The organism is Gordonia sp. GN26 (genome assembly GCF_054823965.1).
The window spans coordinates 13,932-40,083 of the sequence record NZ_JSYC01000025.1 but is presented as its reverse complement, the minus strand read 5'-3'; the positions used below and the strand labels follow the sequence as shown (position 1 = coordinate 40,083).

General features: G+C 68.0%; 22 protein-coding genes, 1 tRNA gene and 1 pseudogene. 10 read left to right on the top strand and 14 right to left on the bottom strand.

Going from position 1 to position 26,152, the window contains the following annotated elements; translation table 11 throughout:
• The 4 genes and pseudogenes from OK17_RS08325 to OK17_RS08310 all read right to left on the bottom strand — a co-directional run.
• Window positions 1-231, bottom strand: a pseudogene (locus OK17_RS08325) (HNH endonuclease); the annotation flags it as partial.
• Window positions 232-406: 175 nt separating this feature from the next.
• On the bottom strand, window positions 407-1,174 hold the full coding sequence (cobF, locus tag OK17_RS08320; protein ID WP_461417161.1) for a precorrin-6A synthase (deacetylating): 768 nt from the start codon (window positions 1,172-1,174) through the stop codon (window positions 407-409).
• A gap of 2 nt (window positions 1,175-1,176) precedes the next feature.
• Entirely contained in the window at window positions 1,177-1,986 is an 810-nt protein-coding gene (locus tag OK17_RS08315) for an SDR family oxidoreductase (RefSeq protein WP_461417160.1), read from the bottom strand.
• 26 nt (window positions 1,987-2,012) lie between these two features.
• Entirely contained in the window at window positions 2,013-2,228 is a 216-nt protein-coding gene (locus OK17_RS08310) for a hypothetical protein (protein ID WP_232717964.1), read from the bottom strand.
• Window positions 2,229-2,310: 82 nt separating this feature from the next.
• Between OK17_RS08310 and OK17_RS08305 the strand changes: the two genes are divergently transcribed.
• Window positions 2,311-3,270, top strand: coding sequence for a GlxA family transcriptional regulator (locus tag OK17_RS08305; protein ID WP_461417159.1), 960 nt, complete (start codon window positions 2,311-2,313; stop codon window positions 3,268-3,270).
• 28 nt (window positions 3,271-3,298) lie between these two features.
• Here the strand turns inward: OK17_RS08305 and OK17_RS08300 are convergent.
• Window positions 3,299-3,374: transfer RNA gene (locus OK17_RS08300), tRNA-Arg, on the bottom strand.
• A 298-nt stretch (window positions 3,375-3,672) separates the two neighbouring features.
• Between OK17_RS08300 and OK17_RS08295 the strand changes: the two genes are divergently transcribed.
• Window positions 3,673-4,974, top strand: coding sequence for an acyltransferase (locus tag OK17_RS08295; protein WP_232717966.1), 1,302 nt, complete (start codon window positions 3,673-3,675; stop codon window positions 4,972-4,974).
• A 33-nt stretch (window positions 4,975-5,007) separates the two neighbouring features.
• Here the strand turns inward: OK17_RS08295 and OK17_RS08290 are convergent, their stop codons facing one another.
• Complete coding sequence (locus OK17_RS08290; protein WP_461417158.1) at window positions 5,008-6,231, bottom strand: oxygenase MpaB family protein; 1,224 nt, start codon at window positions 6,229-6,231, stop codon at window positions 5,008-5,010.
• 151 nt (window positions 6,232-6,382) lie between these two features.
• Here OK17_RS08290 and OK17_RS08285 point away from each other — a divergent pair, with 151 nt between their 5' ends.
• Together OK17_RS08285 and OK17_RS08280 are read left to right on the top strand one after the other, a co-directional pair.
• Entirely contained in the window at window positions 6,383-7,075 is a 693-nt protein-coding gene (locus OK17_RS08285; protein WP_232717968.1) for a TetR/AcrR family transcriptional regulator, read from the top strand.
• Between the two features lie 54 nt (window positions 7,076-7,129).
• Entirely contained in the window at window positions 7,130-8,758 is a 1,629-nt protein-coding gene (locus tag OK17_RS08280) for an MFS transporter (protein ID WP_461417157.1), read from the top strand.
• A gap of 7 nt (window positions 8,759-8,765) precedes the next feature.
• Here OK17_RS08280 and OK17_RS08275 read toward each other — a convergent pair whose 3' ends face one another.
• Entirely contained in the window at window positions 8,766-9,206 is a 441-nt protein-coding gene (locus OK17_RS08275; RefSeq protein ID WP_232717970.1) for an SRPBCC family protein, read from the bottom strand.
• Window positions 9,207-9,346: 140 nt separating this feature from the next.
• Between OK17_RS08275 and OK17_RS08270 the strand changes: the two genes are divergently transcribed.
• The 3 genes from OK17_RS08270 to OK17_RS08260 all read left to right on the top strand — a co-directional run bounded on the left by OK17_RS08270 (window position 9,347) and on the right by OK17_RS08260 (window position 15,094).
• Entirely contained in the window at window positions 9,347-10,720 is a 1,374-nt protein-coding gene (locus OK17_RS08270; RefSeq protein ID WP_461417156.1) for an MFS transporter, read from the top strand.
• Between the two features lie 16 nt (window positions 10,721-10,736).
• A complete protein-coding gene (locus tag OK17_RS08265; protein ID WP_461417155.1) occupies window positions 10,737-12,728 on the top strand; it encodes a gamma-glutamyltransferase family protein in 1,992 nt (663 codons plus the stop codon).
• A 194-nt stretch (window positions 12,729-12,922) separates the two neighbouring features.
• Entirely contained in the window at window positions 12,923-15,094 is a 2,172-nt protein-coding gene (locus tag OK17_RS08260) for a glutamine synthetase III family protein (protein ID WP_232717973.1), read from the top strand.
• A 271-nt stretch (window positions 15,095-15,365) separates the two neighbouring features.
• On the opposite strand, the gene OK17_RS08255 is transcribed toward OK17_RS08260, so the two are convergent.
• Window positions 15,366-16,973, bottom strand: a complete 1,608-nt coding sequence (locus OK17_RS08255; RefSeq protein ID WP_461417154.1) for a PucR family transcriptional regulator — start codon at window positions 16,971-16,973, stop codon at window positions 15,366-15,368.
• Between the two features lie 75 nt (window positions 16,974-17,048).
• Between OK17_RS08255 and pruA the strand changes: the two genes are divergently transcribed.
• Window positions 17,049-18,701, top strand: coding sequence for an L-glutamate gamma-semialdehyde dehydrogenase (gene pruA / locus OK17_RS08250; RefSeq protein WP_461417153.1), 1,653 nt, complete (start codon window positions 17,049-17,051; stop codon window positions 18,699-18,701).
• The gene (locus OK17_RS08245) at window positions 18,698-19,648 is read left to right on the top strand and encodes a proline dehydrogenase family protein (protein WP_232717976.1); all 951 of its coding nucleotides are present in this window, start codon (window positions 18,698-18,700) and stop codon (window positions 19,646-19,648) included. The genes pruA and OK17_RS08245 overlap by 4 nt, the downstream gene beginning before the upstream one ends.
• A 4-nt stretch (window positions 19,649-19,652) precedes the next feature.
• On the opposite strand, the gene OK17_RS08240 is transcribed toward OK17_RS08245, so the two are convergent.
• The 6 genes from OK17_RS08240 to OK17_RS08215 all read right to left on the bottom strand — a co-directional run bounded on the left by OK17_RS08240 (window position 19,653) and on the right by OK17_RS08215 (window position 25,528).
• Window positions 19,653-20,201, bottom strand: a complete 549-nt coding sequence (locus OK17_RS08240; RefSeq protein WP_232717977.1) for a molybdenum cofactor biosysynthesis protein — start codon at window positions 20,199-20,201, stop codon at window positions 19,653-19,655.
• Window positions 20,201-21,790 (bottom strand): FAD-dependent oxidoreductase, encoded by a 1,590-nt coding sequence (locus OK17_RS08235; RefSeq protein ID WP_232717978.1) that lies wholly within the window; start codon window positions 21,788-21,790, stop codon window positions 20,201-20,203. Before OK17_RS08235 ends, OK17_RS08240 begins: the two co-directional genes overlap by 1 nt.
• A complete protein-coding gene (locus OK17_RS08230; protein ID WP_461417163.1) occupies window positions 21,787-22,644 on the bottom strand; it encodes an FAD:protein FMN transferase in 858 nt (285 codons plus the stop codon). The genes OK17_RS08235 and OK17_RS08230 overlap by 4 nt, the downstream gene beginning before the upstream one ends.
• A gap of 56 nt (window positions 22,645-22,700) precedes the next feature.
• A complete protein-coding gene (locus tag OK17_RS08225) occupies window positions 22,701-23,207 on the bottom strand; it encodes an FMN-binding protein (protein ID WP_232717979.1) in 507 nt (168 codons plus the stop codon).
• A gap of 60 nt (window positions 23,208-23,267) precedes the next feature.
• Window positions 23,268-24,977, bottom strand: coding sequence for a substrate-binding domain-containing protein (locus OK17_RS08220; protein ID WP_461417152.1), 1,710 nt, complete (start codon window positions 24,975-24,977; stop codon window positions 23,268-23,270).
• A gap of 113 nt (window positions 24,978-25,090) precedes the next feature.
• The gene (locus OK17_RS08215) at window positions 25,091-25,528 is read right to left on the bottom strand and encodes a type II toxin-antitoxin system Rv0910 family toxin (protein WP_461417151.1); all 438 of its coding nucleotides are present in this window, start codon (window positions 25,526-25,528) and stop codon (window positions 25,091-25,093) included.
• Here OK17_RS08215 and OK17_RS08210 point away from each other — a divergent pair.
• A complete protein-coding gene (locus OK17_RS08210) occupies window positions 25,506-26,147 on the top strand; it encodes a DNA-3-methyladenine glycosylase (RefSeq protein ID WP_461417150.1) in 642 nt (213 codons plus the stop codon). The two genes, OK17_RS08215 and OK17_RS08210, sit on opposite strands and share 23 nt — an antisense overlap.
• The last annotated feature ends 5 nt before the right edge of the window (window positions 26,148-26,152 follow it).

Here is a 26,152-nt window from a genome sequence, read left to right as displayed (position 1 = left end):
GCGGCACACCCGGGTGACCATCTCGGTGTACCGGTCGATGAAGAACCCGCCACCGGTGTGGATGACGAGTTGGTCGTAGACGGTGACGATCGACTCATACCGGCACCACGCCAGATAGGACTCGCCGTGCCGGATCGCCCGCAAACGTTCCATATGGGTTGCGGTAGAGAATGATTCGGGGTGGGCAGGATCGACCCCGGCGAGGAACCCGCCCGGAAGATCGGTCCACATGCCCACGCTGCCCCCACAACGTCTACAGCCCAACCTGGATGGCCGGATCTGTTACCAACCAATCTAGATCACCCCACCGACAAACACGGATCCTCATCCACAGGGCCTGGGAGGAACGCGTTGCGGGGCAGACAGTTTGGCCGGATCGAAGTCGCACGCGACTTCAGTTCAGCGGCTATGCCGTGCGGGAGGCCTTGCGCAGCAAGTAGATGTCCATGATCCACCCGATCCGTTCGCGAGCTTCGGCCCTGGCTTCGACGATCTGCTCCGTCACGTCGCCGACCCGGCCGCTGATGAGGATCTCGTCGTCGGTGCCGACGTAGGCGCCCCACCAGATGTGGTCGTCGGGGTGGGCGGTGTGGCGGAAGGCGAGATCGCCGTCGAGCATCACGATCTGGTTGGCGTCGGCACCGGCAGGGGTGTCGGCGAGGCGGCGACCGGTTGTGATGTGGATCGGTTCGCCGACGCGGTTGGCGACGATGCCGTGCGCGGCGGTGAGCGCACTGGCGCTGGTCACCCCGGGGATCACCTCGACCGTGAGCTCGAGGTCGTCGCGTGCGGCGAGGTCGTCGACGATGCGCAGCGTGCTGTCGTACAGGGCGGGATCACCCCAGACGAGGAAGGCCGCCACCCCGCCGTCGCCGACCTCGTCGCGCAGTGCGGCGGCGATCAGGTCCGCACGTGCGGCGTGCCAGCGCCGGACCTCGGCGTCGTAGTCGGCGGGCGCACGGTCGCGCGGCGGGTCGGGGATCTCGACGAGCGAATACCCCTCGCGGGCATGCGCGTCGAGGATCACTCGGCGGGCGTCGAGCAGTCCACTCTTCGCCGTTCCCTTCTCGAGCGCGAGGAAGGCGTCGACCTCGGCCATGGCGTCGATGGCCTGCAGGGTGACCTGGCGTGGGCCGCCGGGCCCGATCCCGATGACCCGCAGCGTAATTCGCACGGTCAGATCCTCACCTTGGGCAGCCCGTGCTTGCGTGCGGTCATGTCCAGGATCAGTTGACGGGGCGCGAGTCGGCGCAGGAAGAACACGATGCCCGCCTGGTTACCTCTGGCGTAGAACGGTTTCGGGTGTTCGGCAAGCGCGGCGTCGACGATCTGGGTGGCCATGTCCTCCGCGCTGATCCCGGCGTCCTCGTTGCGGCGGGTGGCCGCGGCGAGGGTCTCGTACTCAGCGCGGTACGGCGAGTTCTCGCCGATGTGGATGGACCGGCGGTCACCGATGCCGGTCGCGATGGTGCCCGGTTCAACCGAGATCATGCGGATCCCGTACGGCGCCACCTCCCGACGCGTCGCCAGCGCGAAGGCCTTCAGCGCGGATTTCGTCGCCGCGTAGTTGGACCGGAACGCGACCGGGAAGCTCGACAGCATCGAGCCGACCATGACGACCGTTCCCCGACGCCGCTCACGCATTCCCGGGAGGACCGCCTTGGTGAGGGCGACCGGCCCGAACACGTTGACGCGGAACAGATCCTCGATAGCCTGCATCGACGTGTCCTCAAGGGCGCCGGCCTGGGATTCGCCGGCGTTGTTGACCAGGATGTCGACCGGACCGACGAGGTCGGCGCAGGCGGTGGCGGAGTCGTAGTCGGCATTGTCGAGGCGGACATAGGTGACACCGGGGAGGGGCCTGCGCACGGCATCCGGGTTCCGGGTGGTGCCGTAGACCCGATGGCCGCGCGCCACGAACTGTCGGGCGACTTCGGCGCCGATGCCGCTGGTCGCGCCGGTGACGAGAACGGTCTGGGAGCTCACGCCCGCTACGGTATCGCAGCCCCTCTCTACACGAGTCTGTCGTAGCGGCGCGTGAGGATGCTCAGCTCGACCGCGACCCGGTCGGTGTCGGGCCCATACGGGCGTCTCGGATCGCGGGTCAACCAGTCGACGAAACGCTGGAGCGGAGTACGAGCGCCGGCAGGCGTGCGGCGGGTGAAGTAGACGAGCGCGGCGACGGCCAGAACGGCCACGACGGCGAGAACGATGAGCGCGATGATCATGGCAGTAATTTTCCGTCCGACCGATTACCGCCAACAGTGGCACGAAAGTCAATGTCCGCAAATCTTCTGCCATACTGGCGTCATGCTGAAAACGGTCGGGGTTCTGCTCCACGGCAACGTCGCGATGTTCGAGTTCGGCGTGGTCCACGAAGTGTTCGGCCTCGACCGGACCGACGACGGCGTCCCCGGTTTCGACTTCCGCGTCGCCTCCCCCGACCCGTCCGTGCCGCTACCGGTCGGCAACGGCGTGTCGATCCAGGTGTCGCATTCCCTCGACGAGTGCCGCGACGTCGACCTCGTCGCCATCCCCGGCGGAAAGGTCGACGGCGACTATCCCGAGGAGATCCTCGACACCGTGCGCGCGGTGGTCGACAACGGCGGCCGCGTCCTCACGGTGTGTTCGGGCGCCTTCGTCGCCGGCGCGGCAGGCCTGCTCGACGGCCGACGCTGCACCACACACTGGCGCTTCGGCGAGGAGCTGGCACGACAGTTCCCGAAGGCCAAGGTCGACACCGACGTCCTCTTCGTCGACGACGGCCCCATCACCACCAGCGCCGGTACGGCAGCCGGGATCGACGCGTCACTGCATCTCGTCCGCGAGGCGTGGGGCCCGGGGGTCGCGAACCGAATCGCCCGTCGCATGGTCGTCTCACCCCACCGCGACGGCGGTCAGCGACAGTTCGTCGACGCCCCGATGCCCGCGTGTTCCGACGAGGGATTCGGTGCGCTGCTCAGCTGGCTGTTCGAACACCTCGACCGCGACATCAGCGTCGATGACATGGCGGAACGGATGCACATGTCCGGCCGGACGTTCGCGCGGCGGTTCGTCGACGAGGTCGGGGTGTCACCACGGAGATGGCTCACCGAACAGCGCGTACTGGCCGCCAAGAACCTGCTGGAATCGACGGATGCGCCGGTCGAGGAGGTCGCGCGACTGGTCGGATTCACCTCGGCGACGCTGCTCCGGCACCACTTCGCGGCATCCGTCGGGGTATCGCCCCTCGTGTACCGACGGCGGTTCGCGAAGTCCGCTGCGGTGTGAGAACGGCTGTTTGGTGCCCCGCTGTGTCTGGTGCCCTCGGTAGGATTCGAACCTACGACCTACCCTTTAGGAGAGGGTTGCTCTATCCCCTGAGCTACGAAGGCGGGCGCCCGTACGGGCGACGCGGCAAGTCTACGGCAGCAACCCCAGCGTTCTGAGCCCCCTCCTCAGATCTTGAGGATGGAGAACTTCCTCCGCCGACGCCGGCCCTGCGCACCCTCAAACTCCGCCGATCTGCCGCACGCTCTGCCGTCCGGTAGCCTCGCCGATGACGGTGAACCGGGCAATTCCGGCTGTGATTGTCGTCACTGAGGACACCCCGGCGTTGAGGTTCCTGCCAGATTCGGCCCGTACACTTCGTTCAGGTAACAGTTTGGTCAACCGGGGGAGGTCTTTGCGTTGGTGCACGCAGCGAGCTCGGCGCGCACCGCCGACACCGAGACCAGCACGTCTGCGGACTCGGACCTGTCGACCGGCGTGAAGCCGGCGACACCGTCCACGACGACCCCGGCCGTCACCCCGGTCGAGAAAGCGCGCTCTCGCGCCCACACCGCAGACTTCGTGCGCGTGTTCTTGTTCACCTTCGTGGTGGTCGCGCACAGCGTGAACGCGATCAACGGCGGGCCCGACGAGGTCCGCGGCGCCAACCTGGTCGGCACCCTGTGCCACCTCACCCGCTACGGATTCGTCGCGGTGACGCTCTACGTCCTCGTGCTGAGCATGCAGGGCCGCGAGATGTCCCCGGTGCAGTTCTGGCGCCGCCGCTTCGGTTTGGTGATCGGGCCGTACCTGGCCTGGACCGTCATCTACGCGATCACCGATCACATCGTCATCCGGGACAACCCGTTCCCGCCGGTCGGCGAGTGGTTCTCCGGGCTCGCACACGACCTGCTCGTCGGTGAGGGCAAGTACCAGCTGTACTTCCTGCTGATCTCGATGCAGATCTACCTGTTCTTCCCGCTCATCTCGTGGATCTTCGAACGCGGACGCAACCGACCGTGGCTCCTGTTGTCCGGTGGCGCGCTCATCCAGATCACGATGTTCGTCGTCTACCAGTACCTGCCGCGACCCTCGGGTGCCGCCTGGGACGTCACCTACCACCATCTGTGGAAGACGCTGCCGATGTACGCGCTGTTCGTCGCCATGGGTGTGGTCGCGGCGCAGCACCAGCAGGCCGTGGACAAGTGGCTGCGCGAACACATGGCGACCGTGGTCCTGGTCGCCGCCGGATGCGCGGCGTTCACCGTCGCCGGTTACCTGCTGGCGACCTCGCCGGGCAACGTGCCGTGGAAGGCGAACACCGCCTGGAACCCGGTGTCGCTGCCGTGGCTCGTGGGTGGGTTCGTGTTGCTGTGGCTCATCGGTCTCGTCTGGGACGACCGCCGCGCGGCGGGCCGGCCGGCCGCAGCCAAATTCGTCTCGCAGGCGACACTGCGTGCGTTCGGCGTCTTCGCCGTGCACCCGCTCATCCTCGACGTCCTCGGACGCGTCGGCTTCCTCAGCGGACTGTTCGAGTGGTTCCCCCACTCGGCAATCCTGCGGTCGCTGATCCTCATCGCGGTCGTTCTCACCAGCTCGCTGATCGTCGTCGACCTCCTGCTCCGCCTGCCGTTCAGCAAATGGCTGACCGCCCGGCCCCGCATCCCACTGCTGCCGAAGCGCGAGAAGAAGCAGGACCGACCGGTCGGAGCCGAAACCTCATAGCCTCGTCGGCGGTCGAGGAGGATCGACGGCCGGTCACCGGTACTTGGGGTTGTTGAACACCGGGATCTCGATGTTGATCGGCATCCGCAGTTCCGACATGTAGAAAAGGACGAACTGGCGGAGGAATTCGTCGATCATCCAGTACGCCTCGCGCGGCATTCCGACGTTCAGCAGGCCTTCACGGACCAGTACGTAGGGCGTCCAGGCGGTCTCCAGCAGGGGCGTCCACACGGGTTCACGTGGGATGTTCAGCCCATCGGCAGCCTTGTCGCCGAGCATGAATCGGGTCAAGGCCCCGAGCACTCCGCGCGAGAGCAGGGTCAGGTCCAGGTTCATGCCGAGGTCGAGCAGCATGTCCGCGAGCTTGCGACCCTCCGGTGTCGGATGCTGGATCGGGTCGAGCACCTGCTTCGCCTGGGATTCGGCAGCATTCCACGACGCCGGGATGTACTCGTCCTTGACGCCCAACATGTGAGCGGTGATCTGCCACGAATGCAGGAATCCCGCCGACTCGTCGGCGGCGATCGGCACCTGCCATTTCTCGAAGTTGCGCATCACGGTGGTCGGCAGGCTGTGCCAGGTCACCATGATGTCGGCCTGACTGATCGGCACGTCCTCCGACGCGGAGTGCACCCAGTGCGGCGACTGCGGAAGGAGGTGCCGGACGCCGGCATGTGCCATCCGGGTCTTCAGGCAGGTCACGACCATCTCGCCGCCGGGTTGATAGGCGTTGAGCGAGCCGATGTCGTAGCCGAGTTTGGCGGTCTTGGAGATGCGGTCCTTGAGGTCCCAACCACCCTTGGAGTAGTAGACCGCCCGCGCCTCCTTGGGGATGAGGGTGCTCATCATTCCGCTCGCGAAGCCGTAGATGATGCCGAGGTACGTGCCGCGCTTCTGGTTGAACCTCACCGCGGCGGCAAGCTTGGACTGGTCGGTCCACGACGGCAGCTGCCGTGCGTGCTCCATGAAGTCGCGCAGCTCCGACGGCAGCCCGGCCGGCAGCGGCTGCGAGTTCTTGTGCCAGGTCCGCAGCAGTTTGTTGACCTTCGGCGCCTGACCGCTGTCGATGACCTTCGCGATCACCGGGTCGGCCTCGTCGTCCCAGAGGGTGCGCGGGTCGGCGCCCGCACCGCGGCCCGGTAGCGAGTTCGCCGGCGACCACGTCCACGGGGTCGCCGGGGCCACCGCGGCCACCGCCCCGGCCGCTCCGACCACCCCTCCTGCCTTGAGTAGCTTGCGCCTGTTCAGATCCTGCATGGCCCCGTCCCGTCCAGTCCGATGTATCAATGTGACAATCCTCGTAACCTTGTATCCTTGATAACATCGAGTGACTCAGGACACACCGACATTCTCGGATTTGCGATCATTTATCCGGGCAGATCGATCGCCACACCGAAGGGAATCGCCGATGCCGTCGTCCGCTGCGGACATCCAGGATCCGGGCATGATGCCGGTCGGTTCGTCGTCGAGTTCGGTGATCCACCGCGCGTTCCTCGGGTCTGTGAACCCCACCGACACCGAGTCCGATCCGACGGCCGAACGCCTTCTCGACGCCGCGTTCGACCTCTTCTGCCGCCTCGGCATCCAGCGGACCCCGATGGAGAAGGTCGCGAAGAACGCGGGCGTCACGCGAGTGACCCTCTACCGGAAGTTCGCGACCAAGGACGCCCTGGTCGACGAGGTGGTGCTGCGCGAGTTCCGGCGGTACTTCGACCAGTTCCGTGCCGACATCCCCGCCGCGCAGACGGTCGCCGAGCGCGTGGTCGTCGGTTTCGTCGGATCGCTACGGGCTGTCGCGAGCAATCCCCTGATCAGCGGGATGGCCGACTCCGAGTCCAGCATGCTCATCGAATCGATGATCGGCGACGACGGCCTCCTGCTGTCCGTCGTGCAGCAGTTCGTGGCCGCTCAATTACGACGAGAACAGTTGGCGGGCAACATCTCCGAGGACCTCGACGTCGAGATCGTGGCCGAGATGATGGTGCGCATCTCGGCGTCGTTCCTCACCGTGCCGAGTCGCGTCGTCGACATCACCGACGACGCCCAGCTGGCCGACATCGCGAGACGGTTCCTCGTCCCGATGCTCGATCCGCCACGCTGACGCCTCCCCGGCTGGGACAATCGTCGGATCACTCCGGCTGAGGGGAGTCCCGCGATGCGTTCGTGGTCGGTCATCATCATCCTCGCGGTCTCCCAGTTCGTGATGGTGCTCGACAGCACCGTCATGAACGTGTCGATCTCGGTCGTGGCAGCCGATCTCGACACCTCGATCACCGGCATGCAGGCCGCGATCACGTTCTACGCCCTGACGATGGCGGCGTTCATGTTGACCGGTGGCAAACTCGGCGACCTCATGGGCCGCGCGAGGGCCTTCAAGCTCGGTGCCGTCATCTACGGGATCGGTTCTCTCACGACGGCTTTGAGCCCCAACCTGACCGTCCTCTTGCTGGGCTGGTCCCTCGTCGAGGGGCTCGGCGCGGTACTCGTGATCCCGGCGATCGCGTCCTTGGCCGCCATCAATTACACGGGAAAGGCCCGGGTCACCGCCTTCTCGGTCCTCGGTGCGGTGACCGGACTCGCCGCCGCCGTCGGCCCGTTGCTCGGCGGTCTGATGACCACGTACGCCTCGTGGCGTTACGTCTTCGTCGCCGAGACGGTGGTGATGGTCGTCGTCCTGTTCGCGGCGGGCCTCATCCACGACGTCGAGCGCGACCGCGACGTAAGAATCGACCCGCTCAGCGTCCTCGCTTCCGCCGGCGGCCTGGCCCTCATCGTCTACGGAGTGTTGCAGTCGAAGACCTGGGGATGGTTGAAGCCGCAGCACCCGCCGGAGATCGGCGGAACCGAGATCGCCCCGCTCGGCGTCTCCCCGGTTGCCTATCTGCTGCTGATCGGCGTGGTCGTGCTGTGGCTGTTCGTCGACCGTCAACGCACGCTCGCCCGCACCAGCCGGCAACCACTGCTCCGCGTCGAATTGCTGCGGATCCCCGCGCTGCGCAGCGGCCTCGGCGGATTCCTCGCCCAGTACTTCGCGATCGCCGCGCTGTTCTTCGTGGTGCCGGTCTACCTGCAGACGATGCAGGGGCGTGACGCACTGCAGACCGGGGTCAAGATATTGCCGCTATCGGTGGGGCTCGTGCTGTTCTCGGTCCTCGGATCCTGGCTCACCGCACGACGCTCCGCCCGCTTCATCGCCCGCGGCGGGCAGATCATCATGGCCCTCGGCGTCCTCTTCGTGATCGCCGCGGTCGGGGTCGACCTGCGAAGTATTGCCTTCGCCATTGGGATGTTCGTCGTCGGAGCGGGTTTCGGCCTCCTCGCCTCCCAGCTCGGCAACGTCAACATGTCCGCAGTCGAGGAGAAGGACACCTCCGAGGTCGGCGGACTGCAGGGCACCTTCCAGAACCTCGGCTCGTCGTTCGGTACGGCGGTCGCCGGTTCGGTGTTCATCCTCCTGCTGTCGTCGGGTTTCCTCGCCACCGTCGGCGACACCGAATCGCTGTCCGCCACAGAGCAACAGCAGATCGTCTCCACCGTCGACGACGCCGGGGTGCCCATCATCTCGGCGGATCAGGCACACACCCTGGTCCTGGACTCCGGCGGCTCGGAGTCCGCCGCGCAGGCCGTGTCCGAGGCCTACGCCGACGCACAGGTCGCCGCGATCCAGCAGGCCCTGTTCATCGTGTTCGTTCTGCTCGTACTGGCACTCCTCTTCTCGAGGAACCTGCCGAACCGGGTCGTCTACCACGACGACGACAAGCCCGACAGGCTCACCGGTACGTGAGACGTGCTCAGCCCCGGGAGGCCACGTTCTTCGCGATGGTGGCCTCCGTGTGCTTGATGGCCTGGGCGGCGAACGGCCCGACGATGCCACCGAGCACTCGACCCGCGATACCGCCGGGCAGCGTGTAGCTGAACTCCACCTGCAGTTCGGTGCCCTTGTTCGTGTCGAGGAACCGCCAGGTGGTGTCGGCCTGGAAACCCTCGATCGCCTTGAGTTCGATCAGTTCGTCGACGACGTACTGGGTGCATTCCACGACCGACTTGAGCTTCTTCGGCCCGACATCGATCGTCAGCTCGAAGACGGAGCCCAGGCCCTGGGTCTGCTCGGTCCTCGGCTCGAAGCGGGTCACCCCCATCAGGTACTCGGGGACGTTCTGGTACCCGTCGACGTACTGGAAGACCTTGTCCCGAGGTGCATCGACCACGGCCTGATGACGTACCACTCCCACGCTCTACCCCGTTCTCGCGTGCCCGGCCCGGTGTGGCCGTGCTGTTCCCGATCGACACTAAGCGGTCGGTACCCCTTCCGGGTGCGGGACACGGCGCACCGATTTGACCCCCGCCTCCGGGTCGGATATTCCTTCAGACGGTGTCGACGTCAACGGGCGGATGGTCCGAACTCCTCGCCCGTGAACACCGCGCCGCGGTGTCGGTCTTCGCCGGCGGCATCCTCGTCTTCGCCATCAACACCTTCCTCACCTCGGCCTCGCTGCCCAGCACCATCGCCGACATCGGCGGCGAACAGTTCTACGCCTGGGTCGTCACGGTCTTCCTGATCGCCTCCGTCGTGGCGTCGATGTTGGTGACGCGCGCGCTGGCCCAGTTCGGCGCACGGGGCGCCTATCTGATCGGGTTCTCCGCGTTCGCCGCGGGTTCGCTGGTCTGCGCGCTCACCCCGACCATGCCGATCCTGTTGGCCGGCAGGCTGATCCAGGGACTCGGCGGCGGGTTGCTCACCGGTCTGGCGTTCGCGGTCGTGCAGATCGCCCTGCCGCAGCGCATCTGGGGCCGGGCCGTGGCGATGATCTCGGCGATGTGGGGTGTCGGGAACATCGTGGGTCCGGCGATCGGCGGCATGTTCGCCGAGGTCGGACTGTGGCGGGGTTCCTTCTGGTTCCTGACCGTCGTCACCCTGGCCATCGCCGCGGTGGCCGCGCGGGTGCTGCCGCGAGGTCGCGGCTCGGGCGAACGGCACCCGTTGCCATGGGCGTCGCTGGCGGCGGTGACCGTCGCGGCCGGGGCGGTGTCGGTGGCCGCGATCTCCGGTTCGACGACGGCGGTCGCCGTTCTCGGCGGCGTCGCTCTGCTCGCCCTGGTCGGGTTCGTGGCCGTCGATCGACGCGGCGACACCGGCCTGCTCCCCCGTCTCACCTATTCGGTGGGCAATCCCGTCAAGTGGATCTACCTCTCGATCGCGGTGTTGGCGGCCGGGTCGACCGCCGAGGCCTTCCTCCCGTTGTTCGGCCAGCAGGTCGGCGGGCTGTCACCTTTCACCGCGGGTCTTCTGCCGGCCGCGTTGTCGACCGGGTGGACGGTCGCGCAGATAGCCAGCAGCACGTGGGCCCACGGCCGCTCGGCATCGGCCGCCCGCGTCGCGGGGCCGGCATTCCTCGCCGCGGGCCTGGCCGGTTACGGCGTCCTCCAGTCCTCGACCGCGTCGATTGCGATCGCCGGTTGGTATGCCTGTCTCGTCGTCGCCGGCATGGGCATCGGTATGGCCTTCCCGCACATCGCGACCGCCGCCATGGGCATCACCACCGATCAGGCCGAGGCCGCGCGCGCATCGGCGGGCATCAACTCCGTGCAGATGGTCGCGAACACCGTCGGGTCGGCCGCCGCCGGTCTGCTCGTCAGCTTCGGCTCCGACGCGGTCGGATCGGCTCGACTCCTGACGTTCGGTTTCGCCTGTCTCGCGGTGATCGGGGTGGGCATCGCCGTTCGGTCGGTCCGGCCTACGCGGTGACCGTACGCTGAGGTCCATGAGACGCCGTCGGGGAAGTCCGCATCTCGGATCCCGCGGCCTCCGGCTGACGGTGGTCGCGGTCGCCGCCACGCTGGTCGTCGCCTCGTGCGGGTCCGACGCCGACGAACCGTCCGCCGCGCCGGTCACCTGCGCGGAGATCCCGAACGGTGAATTCATCGACGCCCAGGAGGTCTCGGCGGCCCCCACCGACATCGCGACCCGACCCGAGATCGCATCGGGTTACCGCAGCGGGATGAAGCCGGTCCGGACCGGGACCTACGCGGCGGCAACGGCCAATCCGCTGGCCACCCGCGCGGCCTGCGAGGTGCTGCGCGACGGTGGCACCGCGGCCGATGCCCTGGTCGCCGCACAGATGGTGCTCGGTCTCGTCGAACCGCAGTCGTCGGGTATCGGCGGCGGCGCCTTCGCCCTCTACTACGACGCGGCGTCGAACACGGTGCGCGCCTTCGACGGCCGCGAGACGGCACCCGCGGCCGCCACCGAGACCTACCTGACGCAGATCTCCCCCTCCGATCCGGCACCGCCCGTACCGAGTGCCCGCGCATCGGGACGATCGATCGGCGTCCCGGGCGTGCTGCGGATGCTCGACATGGTCCACGGCGATTACGGCAAGCAGGCCTGGCGCGACCTGTTCGAGCCGGCAATCAACCTGGCGGACAGCGGCTTCGAGATCAGCCCACGGCTGGCCGGGGAGATCGCCGCCTCCGCGCCCGACCTGAAGGCCGACGAGGAGGCCCGCACCTACTTCCTGACCGACGAGGGCACGGCGAAGCCCGCGGGCACCGACCTGGTCAACCCGGCCTATGCGAAAACCCTTGGCGTACTGGCCACCGACGGTGCCGACGCGATGTACGACGGCCCGCTCGCGCAGGCGATCGTCGCCGAGGCGGGCAGCACCGCCGGCGGCATGACGCCCAGCCTCATGACCGTCGACGACCTGCGCGACTACCGGGCGATCGCCCGCGAACCCATCGTGACGGAGTACCGCGGCCGCCAGATCGTGGCGATGCCCGGACCGTCGTCGGGCGGCCTCGCCGTCGCCTCCGCCCTCGGCATCCTGGAGAACTTCGACCTGCCGTCGATGGGACCGACCGACATCGACGGCGACGCCGAGGCGAGCCGGGACGGTGGCCGGCCGGATCCCGCTGCGGTGCACCTGATCACCGAGGCCGAGCGACTCGCCTACGCCGACCGCGACAAGTACGTCGCCGACCCCGATTTCGTTCCGCTGCCGGGACGCGGCGTCGAGACCATGCTCGATCCCGCCTATCTGAGGGCACGGGCCGGGATGATCAAACCCGATTCCTCCCTGGGTGAGGCACCCGCCGGTGATCTCGGGCCCGTCCCGCTCGGTTCGCATCCGGGCACCGAACACGGCACCAGCCACATCACCGTCGCCGACCGTTACGGCAACGTCGCATCGATGACGACGACCATCGAATCGGCGTTCGGCAGCTATCACATGGTCGACGGCTTCCTGCTCAACAACCAGCTCACCGACTTCTCGGCCGAACCGCGCGACGACGACGGCACCCTGCTCGCCAACCGGGTGTCCCCCGGTAAACGTCCACGGTCGTCGATGGCGCCGACCCTCGTGATGCAGCCCGGGGCCGACGGCTCTCCCGCACAGGTGGTCGCCGCGCTGGGTTCGCCGGGCGGATCGGTCATCATCCAGTTCGTCGTCAAGACGCTCGTCGGGATGCTCGACTGGGGCCTGAACCCGCAGCAGGCGGTGTCGATGATCGACTTCGGCTCCGCCAACACCCCGACGTCGAACGTCGGCGGCGAACATCCATTGGTCGACATCGCCGACGACGGCGCGAACGATCCCCTCGTACGAGGTCTTCGCGAACGCGGCGAGGAGGTCTCCGTCGACGAACAGTCCAGCGGGCTCAGCGCGATCATGCGCCACGACTCCGGGTGGATCGGCGGCGCCGACCCGCGTCGTGAAGGTGCCGTGATGGGTGACGACGCCACGCTGCAGTAAACCCCTGTCTTCGAGGCGCTGAGTCGTCCGAACGGACGAATCCTCTCTGCGCCATCAGTTTTCCTCAGCGTCACACGGGGGCAACGGGGCGCATACACCCTGCTCATAGCGTCAAGTCGCTCTCGCAACCGCGAAACCCAGCGACTTCGTCGTGCCGACCTGACGGTGGTCGACGAGAAACACCAGGAGTAACCATGAGTGGCAGCATGTCCCGCCGTCAGGCCATCGAGGCCGTGACGACCTACGAGGTGTCGGCGCCCGGATTCACCGAGCCGTTGGCAGACACCTTCGGACGCAACGTGTTCAGCTTGTCGGTCATGAAGAAGCGCCTGCCGAAGCATGTCTTCAAGGCGGTCGCGGCAACCATCGACACCGGCTGCCCGCTGGACCCGACCCTCGCCGACTACGTCGCGGTCGCGATGAAGGACTGGGCCATCGAGAAGGGCGCGACCCACTACGCGCACGTCTTCTACCCGCTCACCGGTTTCACCGCGGAGAAGCACGATTCGTTCCTCGAGCCCGATTCGAGCGGTGCGTCGCTGGCCGAGTTCGCAGGCAAGACCCTGCTGCAGGGCGAGCCCGACGCGTCGAGCTTCCCCAACGGCGGCCTGCGCGGCACCTTCGAGGCCCGCGGTTACACCGGCTGGGACGTGACGAGCCCCGCGTACATCCTGGAGAACCCGAACGGCAACACCCTGTGCATCCCCACGATCTTCATCTCGTGGACCGGTGAGGCACTGGACAAGAAGACCCCGCTGCTGCGCAGCCAGCAGGCCATGAGCAAGCAGGCGATGCGTCTGCTCAAGCTCTTCGGCCACGAGAATGTCGACACCGTCGTCTCCTACGCCGGCGCCGAGCAGGAGTACTTCCTGATCGACGAGCACTTCTTCTACGCACGCCCCGACCTGATGACCTCCAACCGCACCCTGTTCGGCGCCCCGCCGTCGAAGGGCCAGGAGTTCGACGACCACTACTTCGGCGCCATCCCCGAACGCGTGCTGTCCTTCATGATCGAACTCGACCGCGAGCTGTTCAAGCAGGGCATCCCCGCCAAGACCCGCCACAACGAGGTCGCCCCCGGCCAGTTCGAGATCGCCCCGGTCTTCGAGCGTTCGGTGCTCGCCCACGATCACCAGCAGCTGATGATGACCACGATGAAGGCGGTCGCCGAGCGCTACGGCATGAAGTGCCTGCTGCACGAGAAGCCGTTCTCCGGCGTCAACGGCTCGGGCAAGCACGTCAACTTCTCCTTGGGCAACGCCAACCAGGGCAACCTGCTCAACCCGGGCGACACCCCGCACGAGAACATGCAGTTCCTCACCTTCTGCGGCGCCATCATCCGCGCCGTCCACAAGTACGGCGGTCTCCTGCGCGCCGCGGTCGCGTCGGCGTCGAACGATCATCGCCTGGGCGCGAACGAGGCTCCGCCGGCGATCATCTCGATCTTCCTCGGCGAACAGCTGATGGACGTCTTCGAGCAGATCGCCAAGGGCGGCGCCACCGGTTCCAAGGCGGCCGGCGTCCTCGAGCTCGGCGTCGACACCCTGCCGCCGCTGAAGGCCGACCCGGGCGACCGCAACCGCACCAGCCCGTTTGCGTTCACCGGCAACCGATTCGAGTACCGTGCACCGGGTTCCAACCAGTCGATCTCCGATCCGATGGTCGCGATCAACACCATCCTGGCCGACTCCATCGACCACATCTCCACCGGACTGGAGAAGCTGCTCGCGGACGGCGCCGACCTCAACGACGCCGTGCAGAAGGTGCTGCAGGAGATCGTCAACGCCCACGGTGCCGTGATCTTCAACGGCAACGGCTACTCCGACGAGTGGCAGGAGGAGGCCGCCGCGCGCGGTCTGAAGAACCTCCGCACCACCGTCGACGCCGTCACCGAGTACACCGCGCCCGAGGTCGTCGAGATCTTCGAGAAGTACGGGGTGCTGTCGGCCCGCGAACTCGAGGCCCGCGAGGACGTCATCTTCGAGTACTACGCGCTGACCCTCCTCGTCGAGGCGAAGGAGACCGCGGAGATCGCGAAGACCATGATCATGCCCGCCGCGATCCGCTACCAGGGCGAACTGGCCGGCACCGCCGCGTCGTTGAAGATGGCCGGGATCGAATCTCCCACACCGCTTCTCGGCGAAGTGACCGAACTGATCAGCCAGCTGCACGGCGCCGTCGTGGCTCTCGACGAGGGCATCGCCGGCATGCACGGGGACAGCACCTACGAGGAGTCGAAGTACGCACTCGAGACGCTGATCCCGGCGATGGCAGCGGTACGCGAGGCCGCGGACACGCTCGAGGGGATCGTCGCCGACGACCTCTGGCCGCTGCCCACCTACAACGAGATGCTCACCATCCTGTAGATCTGTTTCTCTCACGACCTCGGGTGCTGAGATGCGATCCGCCACCTCCGCGGCCTGATCCGAAAGAACGCAACGCACCCCGGTCCGATGCCTGATCCGAAAGAGCGCGACGCGCCCAGCTCTGCTGCCTGAGGAGTGAGGAGCGCAAGCGACGAGCCTCGAAGGCCTGGTGAGACAACGTCACCAGGCCTTCGAGGCTCCTCGGCCATGGGCCTCGTCGCACCTCAGGCAGCACGTGGGCAGCGGTGATTGCGTTGCCGTACAACGATCCTCACCTCACCCTCAAGGACAACGCCACGACGAGCCGGGTCGCAGGGTCTTCGAGGTCCATCCCGGTGAGGGTCTCGATCCGACGGATGCGGTACCGCAACGTGTTCGGGTGGACGTGCAGGTCGTTGGCGGCCGAACGGACGTCGCCGAAACGGTCGAGGTAGGCGCGCAGGGAGACGGTGAAGTCGCTGCCGGTCCGGTCGTCGAGATCGGCGAGGTCGGAGACACGGGGGTCCACGAGGTCGGGGTTCTCGGCGAGGAGCGCGACGATCTCGCCGAGCAGCACCCCGGTGCGTGAACCGGCGACCGTGGTGACGTCGTCGATCAGTTCGCCTTCGAGGGACGCCGCGTCGAGCACACGGTCGATCTGGGAGCGCAGTTCGGGTACCGCGCCGAGGTTGCGAGGCCCGGCGACCACGGCGCGGATGCGAATCCCGAACTGCCGCAACGTCGCATCGACGGACACCCGCGCCCACTCCACCGCGGCGTCATCCGACACACCCGGCAAGACCACATACGCACGGTCGCCGATCGTCGCGGTCACCGACAGCGGGCTGAATGCGCTGGCGTGCAGCGTGAGCGCAGAGACGCGAGTGGCGTTCTCCGCCAACGGGACCGGGGCGTCGTCGGCCGAACCGGTCGTCGCGAACCCGGCGAGGACCACCGCGACGGACGGCTCGATGCCGAGCTGGTCGGCGAGCGCGTCGACGTCGACGATGTCGCCGCGCGCGCCGAGGAGTCGACGCACCAGTTCGTCGTGTTCGGTGCCCGCGGATCGACGACGGGCGATCACCCGGGCAGCCACCGCGGCCGCACCGGTGAGCACCTCGTCGGTGTCGTCGGCGAACGGTCCGGCCCCACGCTGCAACCAGACGACCCCCAGGAACTCGGCCGTGCCCGGGGCGCGGATCGCGACCGCACGGCGTTCCCGCAGGCCGAGGTCGGTGCGCGCGTCGACCGCGACCACCCGCGCCGACGTGCGCAATGCGTCCATCACACCCCACTGCCGGAGCCAGGCCAGCATCTCCGGCGGGCCCTCGCGACCGAGGATCGACAACCGCCGCAACTCGTCGGCCTCGTCGCCGGCCGTGCTGTAGGCCAGCACGTGCGACCGCTCGTCCTCGATGCTGACCAGGCCGCCGGTGCGCCGGGCCACCTCGGCTGCGAGTTCGAAGAGATCGCCGGTGGCACCCGACTCCATCGACTCGCCGTCGTCCGGCGAGCGCCGCGCGGTGTCGAGGACGCGCGACACCAGGTTGTAGATGCGCTCCCACCGGGCGTGGAGGTCGATGGCGACGACCGCTGTGCCGAGCCGGCCGGCGAGGTCGGTCAGCGTCGCCGACGACGTCTTGCTCAGGACCGCGACGGGGCGATGGGTGCCGAGGCCGGCCAGGAGTTCGGTGGCGACGTCGTCGGGCAGGCCCACGAGCAAGAACACATCGGCCGACCGTGCCGCGCGACCGAGGCCGAAGTGGACGTCGTCGATGTCGATCATCGCCAGGCTTCGCACCGGCACGTCGAGTCCCTGCGGCGCGGTGACCAGGGTCGCCACCGTCCGGTCGAGCGCCAGGATCAGACGCCCGAGCGCGACACCCGGCGATTTGTCCATACGGACAAGGTTACGACCGACTGGTTTGCCGATCGGCCATATCGCGGAAGACTCTAACGCAGGTGAACTGACGTCATGGACGCCATCACCACTCCCCCGCGCCCGGCCAACGAGCCGGTCCACACCTACGCCCCCGGATCGCCCGAGCGTGCCCGGATCATCAGCGAACTCAACCGTCAGTCCAACGCCGGCCGGCGCGAACTACCGCACATCATCGGCGGCCGCCTTCATCTCGGACACGGCGAACAGATCGACGTCGTGCAGCCGCATGCCCACCACGAGGTGCTCGGTGTCCTCACCAACGCCACCCATGACGACGCCCGCGCAGCCGTCGATGCCGCGATGGACGCGAAGGACGACTGGGCGCACACGAGCTTCGACGACCGGGCCGCGGTGATCCTGCGCGCGGCCGAACTGCTGTCGGGGCCGTGGCGCGAGCGGGTCGCCGCCGCGACGATGCTCGGCCAGTCGAAGTCGGTGCAGCAGGCCGAGATCGACGCTCCCTGCGAACTCGCCGACTTCTGGCGGTTCAACGTGGCCTTCGCCCGCGAGATCCTCGCCGAACAGCCGGTGTCGTCCCCGGGTGTGTGGAACCGGCTCGATCATCGTCCGCTCGACGGGTTCGTCTACGCGGTCACCCCGTTCAACTTCACCGCCATCGCCGCGAATCTGCCGACGGCGCCGATGCTGATGGGCAACACCGTGGTCTGGAAGCCGTCCCCCACACAGGCGTATTCGGCGCAGTACACGATGGCACTTCTCGAGGCGGCCGGCTTGCCTCCCGGTGTCATCAACCTCGTCCACGGCGACGGACGCGCCGTCTCGGATGTGGTTCTCGCCGACGAGAACCTGGCCGGGATCCACTTCACCGGCTCGACCAAGACCTTCCAGTACCTGTGGCGCGAGGTCGGCAACAACATCGACAAGTACCGCAACTATCCGCGGCTCGTCGGTGAGACCGGCGGCAAGGACTTCATCGTCGCGCACTCCTCAGCCGAACCGCACGCTCTCCGGACGGCTTTGATCCGCGGCGCGTTCGAATACCAGGGCCAGAAGTGTTCGGCCGCGTCCCGCGCCTACATCGCCCGGTCGGTGTGGGACAAGATGGGCAGCGACTTCCTCGGCGAGACCGCCGAACTCACCTACGGCGACGTCCGCGACCTGTCGAACTTCGGTGGCGCCCTGATCGACCAGCGTGCCTTCGACAAGAACATCGCGGCGCTGCGGCGCGCCAAGTCGTCGCCGATGATGACCGTCGCCGTCGGCGGACAGGTCGACGACACGGTCGGATACTTCGTGCGCCCCACCGTGTTGCTGTCCGACGACCCGCGGGACGAGGCGTTCTCCACGGAGTACTTCGGCCCGATCCTGTCGGTCTACGTCTACGACGACGCCGACTACGAGACCGTCCTCGACCTCGTCGACACCACGGCGAAGTACGCGCTCACCGGCGCGGTCATGGCGACCGACGTCGCCGCGGTCGCCCTCGCATCGGACCGGCTCCGCAACACGGCCGGCAACTTCTACATCAACGACAAGCCGACCGGCGCGGTCGTCGGTCAGCAACCGTTCGGCGGCGGTCGGGCGTCGGGCACCAACGACAAGGCAGGCTCGAAGCAGAACCTGTTGCGCTGGACGTCGACCCGCACCATCAAGGAGACGTTCAACCCGCCGACGACGTCCCGGTACCCGCACATGAGCACCGACTTCACGGGGGTCACCAGTTGAGCACGCTCTTCGACGCCCTCCTGCGCCCGACGATCACCGCCGCGGCGCGCAGCGAACGGATCCAACAGACCTCGCAGCGCTGGTCGGTGACCGAGAAGGTCGTGCGCCGGTTCGTGCCCGGTGAAACGCTCGACGATGTCCTCGCCGCCATCAGGCATGAGCTCGACGACGGACTGGCCGTGACGATCGACTTCCTCGGCGAGGACACCACCGACGAGTCCCAGGCCGATGCCACCGTCGCCGCATATGTGTCTCTGCTGGAAGCGATGTCGGGCCTGGGTACGGCACCTCCCGGTGCTCTCGAGGTGTCGCTGAAACTCACTGCGCTGGGTCAGCGGCTCCCGGAACACGGCGCCAAGATCGCCGAGGAGAACGCCCGGACCATCGCCGCGGCAGCACGTTCCGTCGGGGCTCTGGTCACCATCGACGCCGAGGACCACACGACCGTCGACGAACGGCTGGCCATCGTGCGCTCGCTGCGACAGGACTTCCCCGATGTCGGGACCGTGCTGCAGGCGTATCTCCGACGCACCGAGGACGACTGTGCGGAGTTCGCCGAGTCGGGCGCCCGAATCCGGTTGTGCAAGGGCGCCTATGCCGAACCACCGTCGGTCGCCTACCCCGACCGTCGTCAGGTCGACGAGGCGTACCTACGGTGCCTGCGAATCCTGATGAAGGGCAACGGGTATCCGATGGTCGCCAGTCACGATCCGACGATGATCGAGGCGGCGTCGGTCCTGGCGGCGGAGTTCGATCGCGCCCCCGACAGCTGGGAACACCAGATGCTCTACGGCATCCGCACCGACGAGCAGCGTCGTCTCGTCGAGTCGGGGGCCCGCGTGCGCGTGTACATCCCGTACGGCACCGAGTGGTATGGCTACTTCGTCCGACGCCTCGCCGAGAAACCCGCCAACCTCGGGTTCTTCCTGCGGGCGCTGGTCGGGTAGCTGGTCACAGCGGCTGGACCCGCTTCACCTGGTCGGCCGCGCGGGATGCGTCGAGTTCGATGTCGGTGATGATCGTGGCGGGACCGAGGTGCAGGGTCCCCGACGTCAACGGCTGGGCGCGGAGGCCGCCGCGACCGATGAGCGCCTTGCGGACACCCTCCCCGGCGACGGTGTCCATCCACGAACACGGGTGCGCCGGACGTCCACCGCGGAAGCGGATCGGCCCGGAACCGGTGTCGAGCTCGAATTCTCGGCCGCGCAGCGGATCGAGTTCGACGCCGCGGACGACGACGTTGCGTCGGGCGAGCACGGGATCGACGTCGCCGGCGGCTGCCGTCCACGCCTCGATAGCCAGGAAGGTCACCGCGGCCTCGGTGTGGGCCTTCACGCCGAAGAAGCGGTCGCCGCGAATCCCCTTGTCGGCGACGATCTCCACCGAGTCGGGAGTGAGGGTCTCGACCTCGTCCGCGGGACCGTCCTTGGGCCGCCCGAAGTACGCGTGCTTCGGCGACACCACGAAGGTGAGGATCTCGCAGGGATACTCAAAGCCCATCAGTAACCGGCGAACGAGTCGGTGTGGATGCGCCACGGGCGCCGCTTGGTGGCAGCGTCGAGGTGCCGGATCGTCGACGACGTGCGTTCGACGAATGCCGGTGGACCCGACACGTAGTAGTGCGCACCGTCGATGTCCGTACCGACGAGCTCGGCCAGTCGGCCGGCATCGTCGACGCCGTCGGCGAGTTCGGGTGCGACGACCGTCATCACGCGCGCCCCCTTCGACCCTGCGTTCCCGAGCACGTCGCCGTAGACCGCCCGGCCCGGTTCGCGGAGTACATGCACCACGGTCAGGCCCGACAGATCGCCGGACAGCGAACGCATCATCGAGACGAACGGCGTGATCCCGACCCCCGACGCGAGGAGCACGACCCTGCCCCTGCCCGGGAACGCCCGCGGCAGGACGAAGTCGCCGCCGATCTCGTCGACCCAGACCCGCCGGGCACGGCCGTCGATGAGCGCGGCCTTGAACGACGACGGCTCCCCCGCGACTGTGAAACCGAACTCGACCGGTGCCTCCTTCGGCACGGACACGAACGAGAAGACCCGCCGCGAGCCGGTCCACACCGGCGCCGACCACCGCGGCACACTCACGCTCGACCACTGCCCCGCCCGGAACGACGGTGCGCCACCCGCGGGTTCGCCGGTGAGCGCATAGGTGCGGTCCGCCAACGGCGCCGTCTCGACGTCGAGCCGCACCCGGCGCGCGGTGCGCGTCGCCAGGCGCACGGCGAAGGCGTAGAGGCTGCCGACGAGCAACGCGACCTCCGGCACGAACGCCAGGGTGTACGAGTCGGTCACCTCGACCGTGTACTGGCAGTGCATCAGCACCCCGACCAGGGCCGCGTAGATCAGCCGATGCGGTTGTCGCGCGGGGGAGGTCAACGGTTCGGGCAGCATGATGGCCGCGACGAACAACATCGGGGACGACACGATCCACGTCGACAGATCCTGGCCGCCGCGAACCAGTTCGACCACCCCGATCGTCACCAGCGACGCGACGACGAACACCGCCACGAGGAGCCATTCGCGGATCAGGGTGACCACGGCCGCGCCGATGACGATCATCGGGATCAGCAGCGGCTCGGCCGCCACCCACCAGAACGGGAAACTCAGTCCCTCGACGCCGGCATAGGCCAACGCGTAACAGCCGACGGCGCCGGCGACGGCCGGGTTCAGGATCAGCCGACGCCGCCAGGCCAGAACGTATTTCGACGCCGCCGCGATCGCCGCCGCCGTCGCGACGGTCGCCATCGCGGTGTCCTCCGAACCGCCCGGCACCACGAAGAACAGGATGAGGCCGGTGATGAGCCAGGAGTCGGAGTTCGGCGGCACCCGCAAGACAGCAGCGAACAGATAGGTGGCCGCTCCGCTCACCCCGACCGCCACCAGCAGCCACACCGCGAGTTCGTCGGGCCCGTAACCGAAGTCGGCGTCGACCGCGGACACCACGAAGGCGGCTACCGCGAGCAGGACCAGCCCGCACAACACCGCCCGGTACGGGGTCAGGTGTCGCCGCGCGGCATCGAACGGCGCGAGGAGTCGCGGGAGGACCGCGGTCGATCCGGTCGAGACATCCGTTGTCACAGGAACAACTCCAATCCGGGGATCGCGGTGTGCTCGACACTGCCGTTGCGTCGGATGGCCACGTGATGGAAGCCCTCCGCGTGATGGTCGAAGTCGCCGCGCAGGAACGCGGCCGGGGTGAAGAACAGCGCGGTCGCCAACCCGTCGGCCTCCATCGCCGTCGGCGCGATCACCCACGTGGCCAGCACTTCCCATGCAGGCGAGGCGGTGCGCGGGTCGACGATGTGATGCCAGTCCGCCCACACCCGGCGGTTGCTCGCCGACGCGCAGATCGCGCCGGCGTCGAGCGTCACCACACCGATCGCCTTGGTCGGGTCCATCGGGTGTTCCAGCGCCACCCGCAGCGGACGGGCGCGGGGTGAGACGACCATGTCACCGCCGGCGTCGACGACGAAGTCGTCGGTGGCCTTCGCGACGATCTCCGCCACCCGGTCGGCCGCGAAACCCTTTCCCGCTGCGCCGACGTCGAGCAGTGCGGGTCGGCGCAGTTCCAGCGCGGCGTCGTGCCCGGTGATCACTTCGTCCCACGCCGGGACCGCGGACACCCGGTCGACGGGCCGCAGCGTGTAGTCCGCGTCGTACCCGGCATCGGCGAGGGTCTGTCCGACCAGCGGCGTGACCGCACCGCGGGTCAGCCGATACAGCCTGCGATACCAGTCGACCAGCGGCTGATCCGACTCCGCGATCGGATAGCGCCCGGCCGCCCGCGCCATCTCGGCGACCGTCGAGTCGTCGCGAAATCGGGACCACGCGAGGTCGATCCGGTCGATCTCGGCGCGCACCGCCTCGACGACATCGGCGGACAGCGGCGCCGGTGTCGTGACCGTCCACCGGGTGCCGATCGCGTCGAACATCCAGTCATGGACGGCTGCAGGCGGATTCACGCCGGGAGAGGTCACACCGGTCGGACTCAGTTGATGGCTTCCTGTTTGATCTTCTCGATCGCCTCGTTGAAACCGCCCGAGGTCAGCGACGAACCGGAGACCTTGTCGACGTCGATGTCGTTGATGTTCTTGCCCACGACGACATCGGAGATCCCGCCGGCGAACTTGCCCTGGTACTCCACCGAGGGGCCCTTGGTCTGACTGGTGTCGACCGACACCGCGGTGATGACGTCGTTCGACAGCGTGACAGTGACGCCGACCTTCTGCGGTCCGCCGGGCGAGATGTATCCGCCCTCCGCGGTGTACTCGCCGTCCTTGTACTGCTCGCCCGCGGCGCCTTCGGCGACCGTCGCAGTGGAGGTCTCCGTGGTCGTCGTGCTGCCGGAGCCGGAGTCGTCGGAGGAACAGGCCCCGGCGACGAGGCCGACGGCGGCCATCGCCGCGACGACGCCTCCGGTGCGCATCAGAACCGACGAACGGCTTGAACCGGACAGCTCGAGATCAGACGGGACGGGACTCGAAGTGGAGGTCATCGGCCCATTGTCCCCGATCGCCCCGAGCGCCGCCGTTCTGGTCCGGTGGATACCGGCCGGTCAGCGACCGGCCGCAGCGACCCGAGCCTGGATGGCGTCGACGAACACGGTCCGGATGTCGGCGGCGTTCTCGGCGATGTAGGTGGTGCCGCCGGTCGCCTCGGCGATCTGCTTGAGCGCGTCGGAGTCCGCGTCGTCGGAGATGCCGATCGTCAGGACCAGCACGGGTCGCGCCGGGTCCTCGAGACGCTTCAGCTCGGCGAGCAGTTCGTCGAGACCGATGCTGTTCGGGTCCTCGTTCTGCCCATCGGTCATGATGATGACGCTGTTGGAGTAGTTCGGGTCGTAGGTGTCCTGGACCTTCTTGAACGCCGCGAGCGTGGTGTCGTAGAGGCCGGTGCCGCCACCGAGATCCGACAGTCCCTCCTCGACCGCCCTGCCGAGCGCGTCTCGGTGCGTGCCACTGCCCGAGCGCGCGTCGAGACGGCGGATGGGAGCCATCTCCTCCCAGTCCTGTCCGTTGCCGCCCTTGTCGACGCTGAAGGCCCAGCCGCCGACCATCGTGTTGTTCGGGAACAGCTTCAGACCGGTCTGCGATGCGTCGATGAGCAGCCCGGCACGGGTGGTGCCGCCGGCCGGGGTCGCCATCGAACCAGAGGTGTCCTGGACGACGAGCGTGCGGATCGGCACGCCGAGGACCTGCCACTGGCGCAGCGCCTTGTCGACCGACGTGGGATCGCGCAGCTGGAGTTCCTTCACCGGCTCGCCGACCCCGTTGCCGTCGGCGTCGCGGTAACCGGCGTCGGTCAGCGCCTTGCGGCCCGCGTCGGAGTCGAGTGCCGACACGAGCGCGGCACCGGCCTCGTCGGCGACCTGCTGGCGCGCGGCGGATGCGGTGTTCACAAGGGGGTAGTCGAGCATGACGGTGCCCGCGGCCGGGATGGAGGATTTGAGCTTCGACCCCTGGTGGGTACGCATGAACAGCTCGTATTGCTGCTCGGTGGTCACGACCGGCACGCCCGAGGTGTTCGCCAGGTTGAGTCGGGTGCCCTCGTTGTCGTTGGTCAGACGCGCATTGTTCTGCTGGATCGCCAGGACCGTCATGGCCTCGGTGAACTTCTCCTCCGGCAGTTCGCCGGCGTCGACGGCCGCGAGCGCGCCGATGATCGGGGCGTCACCGGTGCTGGTGTCGACGGGGCTACCGGTCCGCAGGTCGGGGAGCTTCATGACCTCGACCCACGTGTCCAGTTCGGGGACGTTGTCGCCGGCGACGACGGTCGGGGTCGAGGCGATGGACGGTGCCACCAGATCCAGGTCGCGACGGACCTGCGTCGTGACGCGGCGGGCCTGCACCTGCGAGTCGGCGACCCAGAGGTCGGGGGCCGCGGCGCCCTGGGTCAGCAGACCGGGCACGTCGGCGCCGGCGGCGGTCTGGACGTCGTAGTCGTAGCAGGAGTCCGCGGAGGCCTGGCGTGCCACCTCGCGGAGGGGGCCGGTCATCGCGCCGTCGGAGGCGACGGCGACTCGGGTGCGGTCACCGCAGCCGCCGGAACCGGCCTGCCAGATGATCACGCCGGTGACCAGGGCGACGACCGCGATCAGGGCGATGATGGCCCACAGCCAACCCCCGCGGCGACCGCTGCCGGCCGCGCGGTGTTCGAAGCCGAAGTCGTCGTCGGACCGGCTCGCACCGCTCGCGGCTCCCCCGCTGTTCTCCGCGCGGGTCCATTCGTTTCCGCCGCGATCGGCATCTGAGCTGTGACGCCCCATAGTTTTCTCGTTCCCCTCTTGTGCGGTGCTCGCGCGCCGCCTGACGCATCGCTGTCACCCCGCAGCCGCGTCGGCGCGGTGGCGGATGTGCCCCGCGCGACGTCACGCTCGGGTCAGCTGAAGACCTCTCGGAATTGCTGCAGCGACTTTCGTAGATCCCCCGCTACCGCCAGGGCCGCGGTCTTACCCACGGGCCCGATCAGCGGCAACCCACCCAGATCAACAGTGAAGGTTACTTCCGATCCGGTCGAAGTGGGAACGATGCCCAGATCGAGCTTGGCCTTCACGCCGCCTTTGCCGCTTCCCTTGAGACGCACGTGCGACACCGGATCGAACTTCTCGACGATCCAGTCGAAGCGGATCCGGGTGCCCTTCACGACGACGACCGAGGCGATCTTCGTGCCCTTGGCCAGATCCTCGGAGGCCGGGATCGGACTGCGCCAGGAGTCGTGGATCAGCAGCCACTCGTCGTACCGGGACAGGTCCGAGGCGGCCGCCCAGGTATCTTCCGGAGACAGTTCAACCTCGATGGAGTCACTCGTCTTCGCCATGGTCCCAGAGCCTAGTGTCCGCACCTCCGACTCTCCCGCGCCGGTCGCCGATCAGGCCCGGGCGCTGCTCGGTGCGCACCTGACCGGTCACGGCGTGACGATCCAGGTCACCGAGGTGGAGGCCTACGCCGGCCCCGACGATCCGGCCTCGCATGCGTACACGCGAACGGCACGGTCGGAGATCATGTACGGCCCGCCGGGCCGGCTGTACGTCTACCGCATCCACGGCCACCACTGCGCCAACATCGTGGTGCGGGGGACGGGACCTGCGGCGGCGGTCCTGCTGAGGGCCGGTGAGGTGGTCGACGGGGTCGAGCTGGCACGTACCCGACGCGGGGCCGCGCGCTCGACGCCGGTGTCCGACGACCGGCTCGCCAGCGGTCCCGGGAACCTGTGCCGCGCCCTCGGCATCACGATGGCCGATCTCGGCACCGATCTGGCCGATCCGGACACGCCTGTGACTCTCGACACATCTCGGCGCGGACCACTCCCGGACCTGCCGGTGGCGGCCGGCCCGCGCGTCGGCGTTCGACGCGCGGCCGACCTGGCGTGGCGGTTCTTCTTCGACGGCCACCCGTCCGTGTCGGGGTATCGCCGGCACCCACGCGCGGGGGTCTGACCTAC

Excerpts from the sequence above, each read along its gene's own strand:
- OK17_RS08310 (WP_232717964.1), bottom strand. The coding sequence starts at position 2,228 with ATGATCATCGCGCTCATCGTTCTCGCCGTCGTGGCCGTTCTGGCCGTC.
- OK17_RS08215 (WP_461417151.1), bottom strand. The coding sequence starts at position 25,528 with ATGGCGAAGACGAGTGACTCCATCGAGGTTGAACTGTCTCCGGAAGAT.
- OK17_RS08265 (WP_461417155.1), top strand. The coding sequence starts at position 10,737 with ATGAGACGCCGTCGGGGAAGTCCGCATCTCGGATCCCGCGGCCTCCGG.
- OK17_RS08305 (WP_461417159.1), top strand. The coding sequence starts at position 2,311 with ATGCTGAAAACGGTCGGGGTTCTGCTCCACGGCAACGTCGCGATGTTC.
- OK17_RS08225 (WP_232717979.1), bottom strand. The coding sequence starts at position 23,207 with ATGACCTCCACTTCGAGTCCCGTCCCGTCTGATCTCGAGCTGTCCGGT.
- OK17_RS08230 (WP_461417163.1), bottom strand. The coding sequence starts at position 22,644 with ATGTTCGACGCGATCGGCACCCGGTGGACGGTCACGACACCGGCGCCG.
- pruA (WP_461417153.1), top strand. The coding sequence starts at position 17,049 with ATGGACGCCATCACCACTCCCCCGCGCCCGGCCAACGAGCCGGTCCAC.
- OK17_RS08220 (WP_461417152.1), bottom strand. The coding sequence starts at position 24,977 with ATGGGGCGTCACAGCTCAGATGCCGATCGCGGCGGAAACGAATGGACC.
- OK17_RS08210 (WP_461417150.1), top strand. The coding sequence starts at position 25,506 with ATGGAGTCACTCGTCTTCGCCATGGTCCCAGAGCCTAGTGTCCGCACC.
- OK17_RS08290 (WP_461417158.1), bottom strand. The coding sequence starts at position 6,231 with ATGCAGGATCTGAACAGGCGCAAGCTACTCAAGGCAGGAGGGGTGGTC.
- OK17_RS08260 (WP_232717973.1), top strand. The coding sequence starts at position 12,923 with ATGAGTGGCAGCATGTCCCGCCGTCAGGCCATCGAGGCCGTGACGACC.
- OK17_RS08255 (WP_461417154.1), bottom strand. The coding sequence starts at position 16,973 with ATGGACAAATCGCCGGGTGTCGCGCTCGGGCGTCTGATCCTGGCGCTC.
- OK17_RS08285 (WP_232717968.1), top strand. The coding sequence starts at position 6,383 with ATGCCGTCGTCCGCTGCGGACATCCAGGATCCGGGCATGATGCCGGTC.
- OK17_RS08240 (WP_232717977.1), bottom strand. The coding sequence starts at position 20,201 with ATGGGCTTTGAGTATCCCTGCGAGATCCTCACCTTCGTGGTGTCGCCG.
- OK17_RS08280 (WP_461417157.1), top strand. The coding sequence starts at position 7,130 with ATGCGTTCGTGGTCGGTCATCATCATCCTCGCGGTCTCCCAGTTCGTG.